The 15,330-nt window shown below is 31.6% G+C and carries 21 protein-coding genes and 1 tRNA gene; 14 read left to right on the top strand and 8 right to left on the bottom strand.

What is annotated here, in order from left to right; translation table 11 throughout:
• The first annotated feature begins 288 nt into the window (after positions 1 to 288).
• From rpmD to AAGD26_RS04985, 12 genes are all read left to right on the top strand, one after another.
• A complete protein-coding gene (gene rpmD, locus AAGD26_RS05040; RefSeq protein ID WP_341748190.1) occupies positions 289 to 498 on the top strand; it encodes a 50S ribosomal protein L30 in 210 nt (69 codons plus the stop codon).
• Between the two features lie 20 nt (positions 499 to 518).
• Positions 519 to 974, top strand: coding sequence for a 50S ribosomal protein L15 (rplO, locus tag AAGD26_RS05035; RefSeq protein ID WP_341751352.1), 456 nt, complete (start codon positions 519 to 521; stop codon positions 972 to 974).
• Between the two features lie 3 nt (positions 975 to 977).
• On the top strand, positions 978 to 2,279 hold the full coding sequence (gene secY / locus AAGD26_RS05030; RefSeq protein ID WP_341748192.1) for a preprotein translocase subunit SecY: 1,302 nt from the start codon (positions 978 to 980) through the stop codon (positions 2,277 to 2,279).
• Between the two features lie 96 nt (positions 2,280 to 2,375).
• A complete protein-coding gene (locus AAGD26_RS05025) occupies positions 2,376 to 3,014 on the top strand; it encodes an adenylate kinase (RefSeq protein ID WP_341748430.1) in 639 nt (212 codons plus the stop codon).
• 61 nt (positions 3,015 to 3,075) lie between these two features.
• The gene (gene rpsM / locus AAGD26_RS05020) at positions 3,076 to 3,453 is read left to right on the top strand and encodes a 30S ribosomal protein S13 (protein ID WP_341748193.1); all 378 of its coding nucleotides are present in this window, start codon (positions 3,076 to 3,078) and stop codon (positions 3,451 to 3,453) included.
• Between the two features lie 12 nt (positions 3,454 to 3,465).
• Positions 3,466 to 3,852 carry a 30S ribosomal protein S11 gene (rpsK, locus tag AAGD26_RS05015; RefSeq protein ID WP_341748194.1) on the top strand — a complete coding sequence of 129 codons (387 nt, stop codon included), beginning with the start codon at positions 3,466 to 3,468 and terminating at the stop codon, positions 3,850 to 3,852.
• 15 nt (positions 3,853 to 3,867) lie between these two features.
• Positions 3,868 to 4,887, top strand: a complete 1,020-nt coding sequence (locus AAGD26_RS05010) for a DNA-directed RNA polymerase subunit alpha (protein ID WP_341751351.1) — start codon at positions 3,868 to 3,870, stop codon at positions 4,885 to 4,887.
• Positions 4,888 to 5,159: 272 nt separating this feature from the next.
• Positions 5,160 to 5,579 (top strand): 50S ribosomal protein L17, encoded by a 420-nt coding sequence (gene rplQ / locus AAGD26_RS05005; RefSeq protein WP_341751350.1) that lies wholly within the window; start codon positions 5,160 to 5,162, stop codon positions 5,577 to 5,579.
• 24 nt (positions 5,580 to 5,603) lie between these two features.
• Positions 5,604 to 5,867, top strand: coding sequence for a 30S ribosomal protein S20 (gene rpsT / locus AAGD26_RS05000; protein ID WP_341748197.1), 264 nt, complete (start codon positions 5,604 to 5,606; stop codon positions 5,865 to 5,867).
• Between the two features lie 443 nt (positions 5,868 to 6,310).
• Positions 6,311 to 7,117 carry a glycosyltransferase family 2 protein gene (locus tag AAGD26_RS04995; RefSeq protein WP_341751349.1) on the top strand — a complete coding sequence of 269 codons (807 nt, stop codon included), beginning with the start codon at positions 6,311 to 6,313 and terminating at the stop codon, positions 7,115 to 7,117.
• Positions 7,118 to 7,429: 312 nt separating this feature from the next.
• Positions 7,430 to 8,467 (top strand): IS630 family transposase, encoded by a 1,038-nt coding sequence (locus tag AAGD26_RS04990; protein WP_341751303.1) that lies wholly within the window; start codon positions 7,430 to 7,432, stop codon positions 8,465 to 8,467.
• 204 nt (positions 8,468 to 8,671) lie between these two features.
• Positions 8,672 to 8,992, top strand: coding sequence for a hypothetical protein (locus tag AAGD26_RS04985; RefSeq protein WP_341751348.1), 321 nt, complete (start codon positions 8,672 to 8,674; stop codon positions 8,990 to 8,992).
• A gap of 139 nt (positions 8,993 to 9,131) precedes the next feature.
• On the opposite strand, the gene AAGD26_RS04980 is transcribed toward AAGD26_RS04985, so the two are convergent.
• Together AAGD26_RS04980 and nth are read right to left on the bottom strand one after the other, a co-directional pair.
• Positions 9,132 to 9,219, bottom strand: a tRNA-Ser gene (locus AAGD26_RS04980).
• 412 nt (positions 9,220 to 9,631) lie between these two features.
• Positions 9,632 to 10,270, bottom strand: a complete 639-nt coding sequence (gene nth / locus AAGD26_RS04975; RefSeq protein WP_341751347.1) for an endonuclease III — start codon at positions 10,268 to 10,270, stop codon at positions 9,632 to 9,634.
• A 50-nt stretch (positions 10,271 to 10,320) separates the two neighbouring features.
• Between nth and grxD the strand changes: the two genes are divergently transcribed.
• Positions 10,321 to 10,653, top strand: coding sequence for a Grx4 family monothiol glutaredoxin (grxD, locus tag AAGD26_RS04970; protein WP_341751346.1), 333 nt, complete (start codon positions 10,321 to 10,323; stop codon positions 10,651 to 10,653).
• A 79-nt stretch (positions 10,654 to 10,732) separates the two neighbouring features.
• Here the strand turns inward: grxD and AAGD26_RS04965 are convergent, their stop codons facing one another.
• The 6 genes from AAGD26_RS04965 to AAGD26_RS04940 all read right to left on the bottom strand — a co-directional run bounded on the left by AAGD26_RS04965 (position 10,733) and on the right by AAGD26_RS04940 (position 14,387).
• Positions 10,733 to 11,134 carry a response regulator gene (locus tag AAGD26_RS04965; protein WP_341751345.1) on the bottom strand — a complete coding sequence of 134 codons (402 nt, stop codon included), beginning with the start codon at positions 11,132 to 11,134 and terminating at the stop codon, positions 10,733 to 10,735.
• Position 11,135: 1 nt separating this feature from the next.
• The gene (locus tag AAGD26_RS04960; RefSeq protein ID WP_341751344.1) at positions 11,136 to 11,504 is read right to left on the bottom strand and encodes a sensor histidine kinase; all 369 of its coding nucleotides are present in this window, start codon (positions 11,502 to 11,504) and stop codon (positions 11,136 to 11,138) included.
• Positions 11,501 to 11,902, bottom strand: a complete 402-nt coding sequence (locus tag AAGD26_RS04955; protein ID WP_341751343.1) for a sensor histidine kinase — start codon at positions 11,900 to 11,902, stop codon at positions 11,501 to 11,503. Before AAGD26_RS04955 ends, AAGD26_RS04960 begins: the two co-directional genes overlap by 4 nt.
• 279 nt (positions 11,903 to 12,181) lie before the next feature.
• A complete protein-coding gene (recR, locus tag AAGD26_RS04950) occupies positions 12,182 to 12,781 on the bottom strand; it encodes a recombination mediator RecR (protein WP_341747653.1) in 600 nt (199 codons plus the stop codon).
• A 364-nt stretch (positions 12,782 to 13,145) separates the two neighbouring features.
• Positions 13,146 to 13,631 (bottom strand): RDD family protein, encoded by a 486-nt coding sequence (locus tag AAGD26_RS04945; RefSeq protein WP_341751342.1) that lies wholly within the window; start codon positions 13,629 to 13,631, stop codon positions 13,146 to 13,148.
• Positions 13,632 to 13,736: 105 nt separating this feature from the next.
• On the bottom strand, positions 13,737 to 14,387 hold the full coding sequence (locus AAGD26_RS04940; RefSeq protein WP_341751341.1) for an MJ0042-type zinc finger domain-containing protein: 651 nt from the start codon (positions 14,385 to 14,387) through the stop codon (positions 13,737 to 13,739).
• Between the two features lie 95 nt (positions 14,388 to 14,482).
• On the opposite strand from AAGD26_RS04940, the gene dapD reads away from it, so the two are divergent.
• Positions 14,483 to 15,304, top strand: a complete 822-nt coding sequence (gene dapD, locus AAGD26_RS04935) for a 2,3,4,5-tetrahydropyridine-2,6-dicarboxylate N-succinyltransferase (RefSeq protein ID WP_341751340.1) — start codon at positions 14,483 to 14,485, stop codon at positions 15,302 to 15,304.
• Positions 15,305 to 15,330: the final 26 nt, after the last annotated feature.

The following is a 15,330-nucleotide window of genomic DNA, read 5'->3' as shown; positions in this document are numbered from 1 at the left end:
CTAAAAAATAAAGAAAAATGCATTCTTAAAGTGATTTTGTGAATGCATTTTAAACCTTAAGCTAAAAACATGATTTTAAAAGATTAAAATCATGTTTTTAGCAAAATATTAATTTAACAATCAGATGCAGAGTCGTCTCAAATCTGATTGTTTCGATAATTTCACCGAATTTGGGATAAGAATTGACAAATTCTTATCCTGAATTTGCGTGTGAATGGGGCTTTGAAGCAATGGGCTATAGTGAGTCTTTATATTTAAAGTAAAGTAATAATTGGGTTGTAGGAATTTATGAGTAGTAATCAAGAAAAAGTGAATGAGGTAAAGGTTAAAGTTACCCAAATTGGTAGTAGTATAGGTCGTAAATATGATCAGGAAGAAACCTTGGTAGGTTTAGGTCTAAATAAAATGCATAAATCTGTTATTTTGAAAGATACAAACTCTGTTAGAGGGATGATCAAGAAGGTACAACATTTGTTAAAAGTAGAAAATATAAATTAGAATAAATTAGAGTTTAGAAAATGAAATTAAATGAGTTATCTAACAATTTTGGTGCCAAGAAAGATAAAAAAAGAGTAGGTCGAGGTATTGGCAGTGGTAAAGGTAAAACATGTGGCAGAGGTGTTAAGGGACAGAAATCTAGATCTGGTGTAGCTATCAAAGGTTTTGAAGGGGGTCAGATGCCTATGATTAAAAGATTGCCAAAGAGAGGCTTTAACTGTCCTAGTTCTAAGAAATATAGTGTAGTAAATATTGCTGATATAGAATTTTTAATAGCAGAAAATCGTTTGAACTCAACAGAAGTTGTAACAAAGGATAGATTAGTTGAAGTCGGGTTAATTAAGAATAATAACTTATTGGTTAAGTTATTATCTGTTAGCAGTGGTGATTTTAATAGTCCCTTATCATTTCAATTAGATGCTTATTCTAGCTCTGCTAAGAAGTTAATAGAACAAGTTGGTGGTCAAATATTGTAATTTATGAGTTTAAATTCCACACAAAAATCTAATAAAGACTTAGCTAATAGGATTATTTTTACTATTTTGGCTCTTATAGTATGTAGATTTGGGTCATTTATTCCTATAGCGGGTATTGATTCGGTTGCATTAAGCAGTGTGGCGGAACAAAATCAATCGGGTATACTTGGTATGTTTAATATGCTATCTGGGGGATCCCTAGGTAGAATGTCTATTTTTGCTTTAGCAATTATGCCATATATAACTGCTTCAATTATCATTCAATTAATGTCAATAGCCTACAAGCCTTTAGAGAATTTAAAAAAAGAAGGTGAGGTTGGTAAAAGGAAAATCAATCAATTATCTAGGTATTTAACTGTTTTATTAGCTTCTTTTCAGGCATATGGTGTTGCAGTAAGTTTGGAACATGTTGTGACTAATGTAGGTCCAGTAGTTATTATACCTGGGCTTTTTTTCAAGGTTACTACCGTTATTACTTTAGTTGTAGGTACTATGTTCTTAATGTGGCTTGGTGAACAGATTACTGGTAGAGGTATTGGTAATGGATCGTCCTTAATTATATTTATAGGTATAGTGTCGGGTGTACCAAGTGGTATTATAAGCATGTTTGAGTTGTCAAGAAGTGGTGGTTTGTCTCCGATAGTAGTTATGGCTATTTGTTTAGGAGTTATTGTAATTATAGCTATAATAATTTTCTTTGAGAAGGCACAGAGAAAAGTTTTGGTACAATATCCAAAAAGACAAGTTGGTAATAAAATTTATGGTGGTGATTCGACTCATATGCCTCTTAAACTTAATACTTCTGGGGTAATTCCGCCAATATTTGCTAGTTCGATTTTATTGTTTCCTGTGACAATAGCTAATTTTTCTAGCAATAATTCAGAAATTATGAGTTTATTAACTTTCCATCTAGGGCATGGGAAGCCTTTATATATTTTGTTGTATGTTGCGTTGATAATGTTTTTTAGTTTTTTTTATACAGCAGTAGTTTTTAATTCAGAAGAAACAGCAAATAACTTAAGAAAATATGGGGCATATATTCCTGGCAAAAGGCCTGGTAAGAATACTGCGGAATATTTTGATTATTTGTTAACTAGGTTAACTGTAATAGGTGGTATATATCTTAGTTTTATATGTATAGTTCCTGAAATGTTAATGAATAAATATGCCGTATCTTTTGCCTTAGGGGGTACAAGTTTTTTAATTGTTGTTAATGTTGTTCTAGATACATTTGTACAAATTCAAACTCATTTATTTAGCAGTAAGTATGAGGGATTAATTAAAAAAATGAAGTTAAAAAACTAACTTATATTATAAAAAAACAATTCTTTAAAGCAAAAAATTATACATTTTAACTTAGTGGAGGGTATATATTATGTTATGTTTAAAGAAGAGTTTCAAATGATTATAGTGCTTATAGGGTCTCCTGGTTCAGGGAAGGGAACTCAAGGGCAGTTATTGGCAAGAAAGTTAAATTTACCTCATGTGTCTACTGGCGATATATTCAGGCAAATGGTAAAGGTTAATAACAAGGATGGTTTGTTAATTAAAGAGTATATGGCACAAGGAAAACTTGTCCCTCCTAAATTGGTGAATAATGTAGTTAAGGAGTTTTTAACTCAGGATATATATAAAAACGGTTATGTTCTAGATGGTTATCCTCGTAATTTAGAGCAAGCTAATTTTCTAAGAATGTTTGCTAATCAAAAGATTAAAGTTGTGTTTTTCGACATAGACGATCAAGTGATTATCAAGAGGATTCTAGGTAGATTTAATTGTGAAAATTGTGGACAAATTTATAATAGTTATTTTATTAAACCTAAGGTTGATAATGTCTGTGATGTTTGTGGATCAGATAAATTTATGCACAGACAAGATGATGATGAACAGACTATTAAGCAAAGAATAGAAGAATATAAAATAGAGACTTATCCGTTACTTAACTATTATAGAGATAATAGTGAATTCTATGTTGTTGATGCAAATAAGGATAAAGAAGAAGTAGAGCTTGTTTTATATAAAGTATTAAAAATGATTTGACTTTAAGGGATATTTTTATATTATTCCCTTTTGGTTATTATCGAAATTTTGGAGATTATTTGTGGCAAGAATAGCGAGTGTTAATATTCCAGCAAACAAAAGATTAGTAGTGAGCTTAACATATATTTATGGGCTTGGTTTTTCTGCTGCAGAAGAGATTTGTCGAAAAACTGGAATATCTGAAAGTAAAAGGGTCAAAGACTTAACAGATCAAGAGCTTATTATTTTACGTAATATTATTGAAAAAGAATATAAAGTAGAAGGTGATTTAAGAAGAGAGGTGAATCTTAATATCAAGAAGAAAAAGGATATTAGAAGTTACCAAGGTCTTAGACATATAAGAAAGTTGCCTGTTCGAGGTCAGAATACTCATTCTAATGCTCGAACAAGAAAAGGTAAAGCTGTTGCGATTGCCGGTAAGAAAAAAGTTACAAAGTAATATGGTATAATGATGAGTCAGGCTAATACTAAGGTCAAGAAAAAAAGAAAAAATATCACTCTTGGTGTTGTTCATATAAAGACAACTTTTAATAATACTATTGTTACTTTTACGGACGTGCAAGGTAATGCTATAGCTTTTTCAACAGCAGGTACACATGGTTTTAAGGGGGCTAGAAAAGCTACGCCTTATGCTGCTCAAATAACTGTTGATAAAGCCTCAGAAGTTGCAAAAGAACACGGTCTGAAAACTGTTTCAATTAGAGTGCAAGGTGCAGGGGCTCAAAGGGAATCGGCTATGCGTGCGGTATTTAGTCAAAATTTTATAGTTACGTCAGTTTTAGATGTTTCGTCTGTTGCACATAACGGTGTTAGAGCACCAAAAAGAAGAAGAGTATAGGGGCATAGGTAAATAATGTTATCATTAAATAAAAACTGGAGTGCATTAATAAAACCTTCTAAGATAGTTTATGACAGTCCTGATAAGAGTAGTAATATAGTAAAAATTGTGGTTGAACCTTTAGAGAGAGGCTTTGGTTTAACAATAGGTAATGCTATGAGGCGAATTCTACTCTCATCTCTTCAGGGTGCTGCAATAACATCAATAAAGATACTAGGGGTGGTGCATGAATTTTCTGCTATACCTGGGGTTAAGGAAGATTTAGTTGATGTAGTTTTGAATCTTAAGTCTGTGGTCGTTAAGATGCATTCTTCGGAAAGAAAGATTGTCAGATTAAGTGCTACTGGTCCTTGCGTTGTGACTGCTGGGATGATTGGAACAGGGCATGATGTGGAGGTACTAACCCCTAACCGTGTGATTTGTACTTTGGCAAAAGGGGCTCAGCTTGAAATGGAATTAGTGTGTGAGACGGGAAAAGGGTATGTTCCTGCTGCAAGCAGCGTTGGTTCGGAATTAGCTATTGGCGTTATCCCAATAGATGCGTTATTCAGTCCTGTAAGAAAGGTTACCTATAAAGTTGATAATACACGTGTTGGTCAAGTTACAGATTATGACAAATTGATTATGACCGTTGAAACTAATGGTAGTATTTCTCCGGAGATGTCTATAGCACTTGCTGCTAGAATTCTGCAAGATCAGTTACAATTATTTATTACATTTGAAGAACAAACAGAAGATAAACAGGATAAGTTAGAAGAATTAGCATTTAATCCAGCGTTGTTGAAGAAAGTTGAGGAATTAGAATTATCTGTTAGATCTCAGAATTGTTTAAAAAATGAAAATATAATTTATATAGGCGATCTTGTTATCAAAACAGAAGCAGAAATGCTTAGAACTCAAAACTTTGGTAGAAAATCTCTTAATGAGATTAAGGATATATTATCAGGCTTTGGTTTAAAATTTGGTATGGACATACCAGGATGGCCTCCAGAAAATATTCAGGAACTATCTAAGCGTTATGAAGATCCATATTAATAAAACCTGAATTAGATGTAACAGGTTATATCTAATTCAGGGATACATATAGAAACAATCAGGTTTGAAGGAGTTCGTCACCTGATTGTTAAATATTAATTTGCTAATAATCTTATTTTTATATCATATAAAAATTAAGATTATTAGCGGTAATAGATTAAAATGCATTCGTAAAAGCCGCTTCAAGAATGCATTTTTCCTTATAACAAGCCAATTCGATATAAGAATTAACAATTCTTATATCGAATTGAGGTTAATACAAAGGTAATAACATGCGACATAAAATTAAGGGTAGAAAGCTTAATAGAACAAGTAGTCATAGACAGGCGATGTTTGCTAATATGGCTGCTGCACTTGTGATGAATGAGCAAATAAAAACAACTTTACCTAAGGCTAAAGAGCTTAGACCATATATTGAAGTACTAATAACTAAGGCCAAGAAATCTGATTTAGCGACTAGAAGAATGTTGCTTGCTAAAATTAAAGATAAAGTGGCAACTGAAAAGCTTATTAGTGTTTTAGGAAAAAGATATAGTGAACGTCCAGGTGGTTATATTAGGATAATAAAGGCTGGTTTTCGTTATGGAGATATGGCATCAGTAGCTTATATTGAGTTCGTTGATAGAGACGTAAATAGTAAAGGCTGTATGACCCCAAAAGTAGAAAGTCATAGCCATGAAGAACAAAACTAATAAATCTGTAGGAAAATAATAAATATGGCTAATCATTCATCAGCAAAAAAGGCAATAAGACAAACAATAAAAAAAACTTTAATAAATAAGAATAGGTCAAGTAGAATTAAAACATATATAAAAAAAGTTTTGCAAGAAGTTATTAGTGGCTCAAAAGAATCAGCTAAATTAGCTTTGACTGTTGCACAATCTGAAATAATGAAAGGTGTAACAAAAAACATTATCAAATTAAATACAGCCTCACGTAAAATCAGTAGATTATCTCAAAAAATTAAAAATATGAATTAGCTTCTAGCTTATTGTGTATGCCTTTTATGTAATACCAATCTCGATGAAAGATAGTTTAATAGCCTAGGGTGTATTATCCCTGCCTTATTACTATTACCCACATTCTAGATTTGTGGGGCGTCGTATATGACGTCAGTAGGTTCAAATATACGACTTTTAAAAGATGTAGGTAATAGTAGGTATGCAAGTGAGGATTCGAGAACAAAAAAGAGTGTTCACGAATAGATTCCTTTTGGTAATTTTGTTGTCAAAATTTGCTTTCGTTCCTCATGGACATATTATGTACTGTTTGTGGTTACTTGGCTACTCTTTTACTCAGAAATTCCTCAAAAATTATTCAATTTGTGGGTACTTCCTAAAAATAATGAACATATAGACTATAGAAATGAAACCTTTACAGAAGCTAGATAGAAAATGTATGCAAGGACCTAGTTGAGAGGGATATGCTAAAGATTTCAGCCTTTATTATCACAAAAAATGAAGCTACTAGGATTGCAAGAGCTATCAACAGTGTTAAGGACATTGTCGAGGAGCTTATTGTTGTTGATAGTGGGAGTACTGATGATACAGTACAAATTGCTAGAAATTTAGGAATCAAAGTGATTTTTAACGAATGGAATGGTTATGTTAAACAAAAGACTTTTGGCGAAAATTTATGTCATAATGACTGGATATTAAATATTGATGCTGATGAAGAACTATCAAAAGAATTACAAGATGAAATAGAGTTTATATTTGCTTCAAATAATCAAGCTAATTATTTAGCTTACCGTACTAAAATTGTTATATTGCACCGTAATGATCAGAAGGTTCGTCGTTTTGCTCCTTATAATAAATGTATCAGATTATATAATCGTAAATATAGTAGTTTTTCTAATAATAACACTACTACTCATGATTCGGTGTTGTTTAATCCAAATATTAATTCACAAAACAAAATCTATGATTTAAATGGTATAATTTATCATAGGTCTGGCACGTCAATTGAGCAACTAGTAGCTAAAGCAAATTTTTATTCCTCTGAGCAAGCAAAAGATTTACTTAAATTAGGTAGGAATCCATCAAAAACAAGAATTGCTACAGAAAGTATTTTTTATTTTTTAAAATCATTTTTTATAAGACGATATTGGGTATTTGGTTTTGATGGTTTTGTTGATTCTATGATTTTTGCTTTTGCACGGTTTATAAGATTTGCTAAAGCAAGAGAGTTGTTAAATAATAAAAAAGACGATAGCAACATAGAAGCGTAGATTACATCAATATCCTACAATTTTTGTAAGGAGTTTAGTAGTAAGCTCAGCATATAGACATAAGTACAGGGCAGTTTAAAAGTCGTTACCAGTGGGTGGTATAAATATAGATTTAGCTTCTATCGATGTCATACCAGCCTCGGTGCGGAAAAGCAATGTTCTGAGGGGATATTTATAGATTGTAGACCCTTGTTTTGTAGGGGGTCACCAATTCTATTACTATGACTCAAACATTTCTATATTGGCTATAATGTATATACTGCTCGTAAATGAAGAGTTGAAGGAAGAGAAGAAAGAAGCTAGAATATGATAATGGGAAATATTTTAACATCTGAACAAAGAACGGTACTGAAGTCAGGTCATGGTAATGAACGAGATAGGAGAGTATGTGACCGAATTAAGGCAGTTTTGCTGTATGATAAAGGTTGGAGCTATGGAGAAATAGCAGAAGCATTGCTGTTAAGTGAAGAAGCTATAAGAAAGCATGTAAGAGATTATCAAAAATTTAATAAATTAGAGACAGCTACCGGTGTTAGTGCAAGTAAGCTAAGTGAGCTAGAAGAGAAAGAGTTAATAGAGCATTTAGAAATATGTAATTATGTTTATGCCAAAGATATCAGCAATTACATAGAAGAAAAATACGGTGTTACCTATACAATAGCAGGAGTAACAAAACTATTAATCAGATTAGGCTTTGTATATAAGAAGCCAAAGATCGTACCCGGCAAGCTTGATATAGATAAGCAAGAACTATTTAAGCTAGAATATAGTTTGTTAAAAGGTACTCTCAAGGCTAAAGAAGCTATATATTTTATGGATAGCGTTCATCCTCAGTATCAAACAAAAGCCCGTTATGGTTGGATCAGAAAGAATCAAAATAAAACTTTACCAACATTTAGTGGCTGGAAAAGGAAGCATTTAATAGGAGCAATTAATTTATCTGATTTGCAATTAGTTAGCACAGATAATCCTAAAGTAAACGGTGATTATATAATCAATTTTCTACAAAAATTAGAAGCAGAAAATCCTAATAAAGAGAAGATATATTTGATTTGTTATAATGCTGGGTATCATAAGTCAAAGAAAGTAAAGGAGTATCTAGTAAATAGCAAAATAGAATTAGTATTTTTACCTTCCTATAGCCCTAATCTTAATCCGATTGAACGATTATGGAAATTTATGCATAGAATTGTAACAAATAATAAATTTTACCATAATTTTGCTCAATTCTCAGAAGCTATAGATAGATTTTTTGCTAATATTGATAAATACAAAGGTAATTTGATTACTCTTATAACTGACCAATTTCAGACTATAACTTTTAATCATTTTGCCAACTCTTCAGGTTAATTGAGTATATATATAATAGGCCTCTTTCGAAACTCGCTTGTGCTGAAGGATTTGAAGGAGACGCTTCACCTCGAACCGCAGTGTACTCTAATTCCGTTACGGATTCGAGTGCCGCATCGATGTACAAATCACCAGCAGAAGTAGAGTTTCGAAAGAAGTCTAATATCTAGATATGGAAAAAATCAAGAAAATTGTGGACAAACTGTGTCAAAGCCTGAATCAACTGAGGAACAAAACGTTAATTTACCACTTGAGGTAACGACGAAAAGAGATGAAAAAACTTTGTCAGAAATTGAGTCAACTGAGGAGCAAAGTGTTAATTTACCTACAGAGGTAACGGTAAGCTCAGCAAATGAAGCATCACCCTGCAATTCCTCTGATGCATCTCCAACTGATGACGAGTCAGATTACGATTCAGATTCTGATTCAACAGATGGCTATTCAGGAGGTAACGGGTCTAAGCAAGAAGCTAGTGGGAAATTGCCTAGGTGGCTCAGTGATATTGCCAAACAGGCTAAAGTGTAAATTGTAATCAGGTTTTGATCCCCTATTGTAATAGGGTTAAAAATATATTTTTTTGTAGGTCAAATTTCAGGAAATTTGTCTGAGAAGTTACATATGAAATTTTTAGTAAAGTAAAAAATCCTGAAATCCTGATAAGAACTGGCGGAGAGGAGGGGATTTGAACCCCTGACACGTTACCGTGAACACGCTTTCCAGGCGAGCGCCTTAAACCACTCGGCCACCTCTCCATCTATGGGAATTCAGAATAACAAGTTACATCGAATTCAGTATTATATATAGAAACAATCAGGTTTGAAGTGGCTGCCCACCTGATTGTTAAAATATAATACTCCATTCAATATGTGATTTTAATTATTAAAATCACATATTGAATGATGAAAAAAGTTAAAATGCACCCGCAGAAGCGCTTCAAGAGTGCATTTTTCCTTATAACAAAGCAAGTATCGATATAAGAATTATTAATTCTTATATCGAACTAAGGTTACGTAAGCAATAGGTTTGGTATACTATTCGTCTTTAAAGTGTTAGCATTGTCTTACTATCGGGACTTTGCGTACTCACATACTAAATATACGATTAGTTAACTTGTCACTCGTACTCCTAGCCAATTCTTTAAAGCAGAAGTGCATCTACAGTTTGCTACTTCAGAAAATTATTAGCATAATACTCACAATATTCTTTAACTGGGCAAGCAGGGCAATTTGGTACTCGTGCTTTGCAAATATACCTACCAAGCAATATCAACCAGTGATGAGCATGTTGTAACCATTTTTTATCGATAACTTTAACTAATTCAAGTTCTACTTTTTTGGGAGTATTACTATTTGCCAGTCCTAATCTTTTAGAAACTCTAAATACATGCGTATCAACTGCGATAGTTGACTTACCAAAGAGGCAATTCAATACTACATTAGCAGTTTTTCTTCCGACACCTGGCAATTTAATTAAGTCATCAAAATTGTTAGGTACTTTGCTGTCATACTTATCTATCAAAATTCGACAAAGTGCAACAATATTTTTTGCTTTGGTTATAAATAAACCTATTGATCTTATATAGGTTCTTACCCCTTCTTCCCCGAGCTCTAATATTTTCTCTGGTGTATTATACTTCACAAACAATAATCTAGTTGCTTTATTAACTGAAACATCAGTTGCTTGTGCGGATAATATCACCGCTACTAATAGAGTAAAATTATTCACATATTCTAGTTCCGTTCGGGGAGTAGGATTATTTTGGCTTAAAATTTCAAAAATTTTATCAACTATTTGAGCTTGCATAATATAACATTTAAGAGTAAAAGAAGTTATAATTTTTATCAGGTTTAGGAATGTTAGAGAATAGAAATTTTGATTTTATAAAAAATGAAATTGCTAATCATGATATTGTATTATTTATGAAAGGCACTGCTAATTTTCCTCAATGTGGTTTTTCTGCTACCGTTGTTTCTATCTTAAAAAAACTTGGCGTAGAATTTCGTGATATTAATGTTTTAACCGATCCTAGCTTACGTGAAGATATCAAATCTTTCAGTGATTGGCCTACCATACCACAGCTTTATATAAAAGGGGAATTGATAGGTGGCTGCGATATAGTACGTGAGATGTATGAAAACGGTGACTTTGTTTCATTATTAAAAAATAAACATATAATATCTAAGTAACCTCAATTAGATATAAGAATATTTATCTTATATCTAATTGCCTTATAAATGAGTATACTCTTTTGCTTTGAGTATATATCTAGTTATGGAACTGCCTTATAGTTTCAAGCAGTTCTTCGTTTTTATAAGGTTTATGGATTAGGTATGTTGCTTGTTCTTGTAAGAGCTTTTGCATTTCCTGATGATTGCTAGACAAACCAGTTTGAAAAATTATAGGAATATGTGCAAGGTTCTCATCACTTCTTATTTGTTTATGTACTTCACAACCTGTCATATCAGGAAGAGAAATATCAAGAAATATTAACTCTATTGTATTAGCATGTGTTTTAGATAAATTAACTGCTTCTTGTCCGGAATAAGCACTGATAATTTTATATTTTTGTTCATAATGTAGCACTAAGTTTATTACGTCATGGCAAATTGGTTCATCATCAACAAAAAGTATAGTAAATACTTTTGCAATATTATCCTTTGTAAGCATTTTATGTCTCTTTTTTATCGTATACAGGAATCATAAATTCTAATTTTGTTCCTCTTTTACGGTTATTCTCGGCATAAATATAACCATTATGAGCCAGTACAATTTCTCGGCAAATAGATAAACCAAAACCTGTACCAAGAAAATTATTATTAGTTCGTGAACTACGAGTAAATACTTCAAAAATAGTCTCAAGTTCTGAGTCTGGAATTCCTATACCTGTATCGATTAGGCTAAAGCACCAATAAGGAATATTTTCATGATTTTTTAAATCAATTACCGCTATAATTAATCCTTCCTTAGTATATTTGAGTGCATTATTAAATAAATTATTTAATAATTGGTTAATCCTAATTTTATCTCCATTAATCATTGCTTTTGTAATACTATGATCAATAAGAATAATATTAATTCGATCGTTAATTCTGTAAGTTGCTGCACGGTCTCTTTTATAGAAGATAATAGATCCATAGCAACAAAATTAAACTGCATTTTCCCGGTACTAAACTTAGATAGGTCTAGTAGGTCATTAATTAATTTTATAAGACGTTGATTATTTTTAGCTATTATACTGACATACTTTACGTGTTCTTGCTCATCCATTTTATCCCAATTTTCATATAAAAACTGAGCGATACTACTTCCCCCATGTATCGAAGTCCTAATTTCGTGAGTAACGTGATTCAAAATATTATCTTGCTCTGATATCTTTTGTTCTAATTCTAATATTTTAGTTTTTGAATTATTTCTTAAATTAAACCACGAAAACATCTTGTACCTGCAAATATAAAGAACTACAGGAATCAAAAATATGACTAAAATAGTCCAAAAAAGTTGGTACATATGCTTACTTTAGTTAAAATAATTATATGCAAGGTAAAATATAAAATAAACTAATGAAAATATCTAAAAATTTCAAATTAACATTTCATATAAATAATTCTAATTTAGTAATCTTTGATAATTTATTAACAAAATTTAATATAATATCTAGCCAACAGTTTATATATTATATTAAATTTTTCAACACAATAAATAATTTTTAATAAATTAGTCAAAAGGCTGTCTTAAGGTTATTGCAGCTGATAAAGTTCCTTCATCTAAATAGTCTAGTTCTCCACCTATTGGAATGCCGCTAGCTAATCTTGATATTTTGATAGTATAATCTTTGAAATATTCAGTAATGAAATAAGCTGTAGTTTGACCTTCTAAGGTAGAATTAGTTGCAATAATTATTTCATTAATGTTATTCTCTTGGCATCTAGCTAGTAATTCTGGTAGTCTTAATGCTTTAGAATTATGGCTATTTGCAGTTGACAAATTATGTCCTAGTACATGATAATATCCATTAAAAATGCCACTACGCTCTATTGCCCACAATTCTGTCACTGTTTCAACAATTGCTATAATAGATTTGTTGCGATCATCAGATGAACATACTCTACAAATATGATGAGAATCTATGTTGCCACAAATATCGCACTTGACAACATTATTATCTACGTAAGAAAGAGCGGAAATTAAACCTTTTAACCTAACGTCTTTTTCTTGTAAAAGATGCAGGACTATACGCCTTGCTGATCTTTGACCAAGACTAGGTAGTTTGGAGAAAAGATAGATCAACTGATCTATTTCATTTAGTTTATTCATTTTAGCATACCTTTACTACTTATAATAACCTCAAATATCGATGTAACAAGTTAATATTAGGCTCAGTATCATCCTCATTAGGGATGAGATATCATCTCTGCTAGCTACTATGTCATCAACTATGATTTTTAAGAAATTAAAAAAAGGTTTAAAATAAAAAAATCATAGTTGATGACATCATTTTTACTACTAATAATCTAGTGATATACTCAAATGATTTGAAGAATTGGATTTGAAAATGAATGGTGAGCATGCTAGGCGTACATACAGTATAGTTACGCATGCGAATCCATGATATTTTCAAAAAACAATTCTTCAAAGCAGAAGAGTATACTACAACTTTTAAAATTAATACTATTGTGTTTTAACTTTTAATAACCACTGTTCCAGCAATTTTATCATGCAAAGCTTGGCGTTGTTTAGAAAATAGTATAAACCAAATACCAACTAGCACTAATACATATCCACAAAATCTTTTAATTAATTGCCATTTACTAGGTTTTCCAAGAGTGATTGCGTCTACTATTTTCATATGCATAACCATTTTTCCTGGAGTAGCACCCAAATAAATCCAAAAACCAATAAAATATGTTGCAGCTAGGGCAAAATTAATTATAAACATTAAAATAAATAATGTAAGAACATTACTAGCAGTTACATTTTGAACTAACTCCGGTTTCGTGCTACCCATTATTAGTATATCCGCTATACTAGCTTTAAAAAAAAATAAAGACAGTCTAGATAACATAAAGTGGGTGATCGGAGTTGTAAAAATTGATAACAAAAACGAATCTAGGCAAGAAGCAAAGAGCCTAGGAATTAGTTTAGGGTATATAATTTGTTTATTCATTTTTTTCTATATATATCACGGAAGTTCGATGTAACAAGCTACATCGAACTTCCGGTTATGTTATGGGAGTATTTGAATTGATTATAAGTCTCTTTCAAAAGAAGTCTAATGTAATATGAAATCCAAACTATTACCAAGCATAATATTTAACAACTCACTTGCACGAGGAACTACATCAAGATACGTAGCGATGTCGATATGTTGCTTAGGTGGCAATTTAATATTTTTTTGATTCATTATATAGGATTTTACTGTTACATATTTTTTATTGAGCAATCTAACCCGAATAAGTGGTATTGTCACATCATGGTCAGAAGTATTACTTATCCTGTAGGACACTTTAATTTGTCCCATTTCTTTATTTTGTTCAACATGTATATTTCTTATAGTTAATATATTATTATTCTCTTTATACAGAGCTGGTATATTAAACTTCTCGTGAAATAACATTAATAATAAGAAGACAATTAAACTAAGCCACAATAATATAGATAAAATATGCGATTGCTCAGGAATTTTAGTTGGTAATAAAGCCGGTAAGTTAGTACCTTTAGTTGAATATATTTTATTATTTTCATTAGTGCTAGCGTTTTTTGTGGTATTATCTGATATAATGGGAGGTTCTTGCTGATCAAGCTCTGCCTTTTGATACCATATATGGTGGCATTTTGAACATTTGACCTTCCTACCAGTCATACCTATTTGTTCTTTTGAAACTATAAAGGTAGTGTTACAATTTGGGCAAGCAATACTCATTTACGTGATCTAATTTGTATACTCAAATTTGAGTATATAGGTTGACTTAAAAATAAAGTAAATTATGATTTTTTTTACAATTTAGCAAGGATGTTATGCAAAAACATATTAATACTATAGAAGAATTTTGGCAAATACGCGATAAATTAACTCAAGATGCAGAAAAAACTAATTATGCCAAACAAATATTGAATAATATTATTGATGGTTTAAATCAAGGATTAATTAGGGTTTGTGAAAAAGAAGGGGCTGATTGGCGAGTTAATCTTTGGGTAAAAAAAGCAATTTTATTACATTTTATTGTAACTGATTCGCAAATCCATTCTGGTGATTGTATGAAATGGTATGATAAAATTGCTCCCAAATTTGCTACAAATCATAATGAAGAATTATTTAGAACCCATGGCTGTCGTATCGTTCCCGGAGCATTTATAAGAACGGGGACATATTTAGCTAAAAACGTTATTGTTATGCCTTCTTTTATTAATATAGGTGCATATATAGGAGAAGGAACAATGATTGATACTTGGGCCACCGTAGGATCATGTGCACAAATAGGAAGGAATTGTCATATTTCTGGCGGAACAGGTATTGGTGGGGTACTAGAGCCAATACAAGATACCCCGGTAATAATTGAAGATAATTGTTTTATAGGTGCAAGATCAGAAATAGCAGAAGGGGTTTTAGTAGAAGAAGGAAGTGTAATTAGTATGGGAGTATTTATTGGTGCATCTACCAAGATAGTAGATAGGGAAAGTGGAAAAATAATTTATGGTAGAGTTCCGGCCTACTCAGTTGTAGTACCAGGCAGCTTACCTGCTGATTCAGGAAAACCAAGTTTATATTGTGCAGTAATCGTTAAACAGGTGGATAAAGGAACTAGAAGTAAAGTATCCATAAATGATCTATTACGATGAAAATTTCCTATAACTGACCGCAAATA

It is taken from the genome of Candidatus Tisiphia endosymbiont of Piscicola geometra, from assembly GCF_964026415.1.
Classification (GTDB): domain Bacteria; phylum Pseudomonadota; class Alphaproteobacteria; order Rickettsiales; family Rickettsiaceae; genus Tisiphia.
Note: the sequence above shows the minus strand (reverse complement) of the source record. Positions and strands in the feature narration are given on the sequence as shown.

Coding starts and splice junctions, on each gene's coding strand:
- rpmD (WP_341748190.1), top strand. CDS start 289: ATGAGTAGTAATCAAGAAAAAGTGAATGAGGTAAAGGTTAAAGTTACC.
- rplO (WP_341751352.1), top strand. CDS start 519: ATGAAATTAAATGAGTTATCTAACAATTTTGGTGCCAAGAAAGATAAA.
- secY (WP_341748192.1), top strand. CDS start 978: ATGAGTTTAAATTCCACACAAAAATCTAATAAAGACTTAGCTAATAGG.
- AAGD26_RS05025 (WP_341748430.1), top strand. CDS start 2,376: ATGATTATAGTGCTTATAGGGTCTCCTGGTTCAGGGAAGGGAACTCAA.
- rpsK (WP_341748194.1), top strand. CDS start 3,466: ATGAGTCAGGCTAATACTAAGGTCAAGAAAAAAAGAAAAAATATCACT.
- AAGD26_RS05010 (WP_341751351.1), top strand. CDS start 3,868: ATGTTATCATTAAATAAAAACTGGAGTGCATTAATAAAACCTTCTAAG.
- rplQ (WP_341751350.1), top strand. CDS start 5,160: ATGCGACATAAAATTAAGGGTAGAAAGCTTAATAGAACAAGTAGTCAT.
- rpsT (WP_341748197.1), top strand. CDS start 5,604: ATGGCTAATCATTCATCAGCAAAAAAGGCAATAAGACAAACAATAAAA.
- AAGD26_RS04995 (WP_341751349.1), top strand. CDS start 6,311: ATGCTAAAGATTTCAGCCTTTATTATCACAAAAAATGAAGCTACTAGG.
- AAGD26_RS04990 (WP_341751303.1), top strand. CDS start 7,430: ATGGGAAATATTTTAACATCTGAACAAAGAACGGTACTGAAGTCAGGT.
- nth (WP_341751347.1), bottom strand. CDS start 10,270: ATGCAAGCTCAAATAGTTGATAAAATTTTTGAAATTTTAAGCCAAAAT.
- grxD (WP_341751346.1), top strand. CDS start 10,321: ATGTTAGAGAATAGAAATTTTGATTTTATAAAAAATGAAATTGCTAAT.
- AAGD26_RS04965 (WP_341751345.1), bottom strand. CDS start 11,134: ATGCTTACAAAGGATAATATTGCAAAAGTATTTACTATACTTTTTGTT.
- AAGD26_RS04960 (WP_341751344.1), bottom strand. CDS start 11,504: ATGATTAATGGAGATAAAATTAGGATTAACCAATTATTAAATAATTTA.
- AAGD26_RS04955 (WP_341751343.1), bottom strand. CDS start 11,902: ATGTTTTCGTGGTTTAATTTAAGAAATAATTCAAAAACTAAAATATTA.
- recR (WP_341747653.1), bottom strand. CDS start 12,781: ATGAATAAACTAAATGAAATAGATCAGTTGATCTATCTTTTCTCCAAA.
- AAGD26_RS04945 (WP_341751342.1), bottom strand. CDS start 13,631: ATGAATAAACAAATTATATACCCTAAACTAATTCCTAGGCTCTTTGCT.
- AAGD26_RS04940 (WP_341751341.1), bottom strand. CDS start 14,387: ATGAGTATTGCTTGCCCAAATTGTAACACTACCTTTATAGTTTCAAAA.
- dapD (WP_341751340.1), top strand. CDS start 14,483: ATGCAAAAACATATTAATACTATAGAAGAATTTTGGCAAATACGCGAT.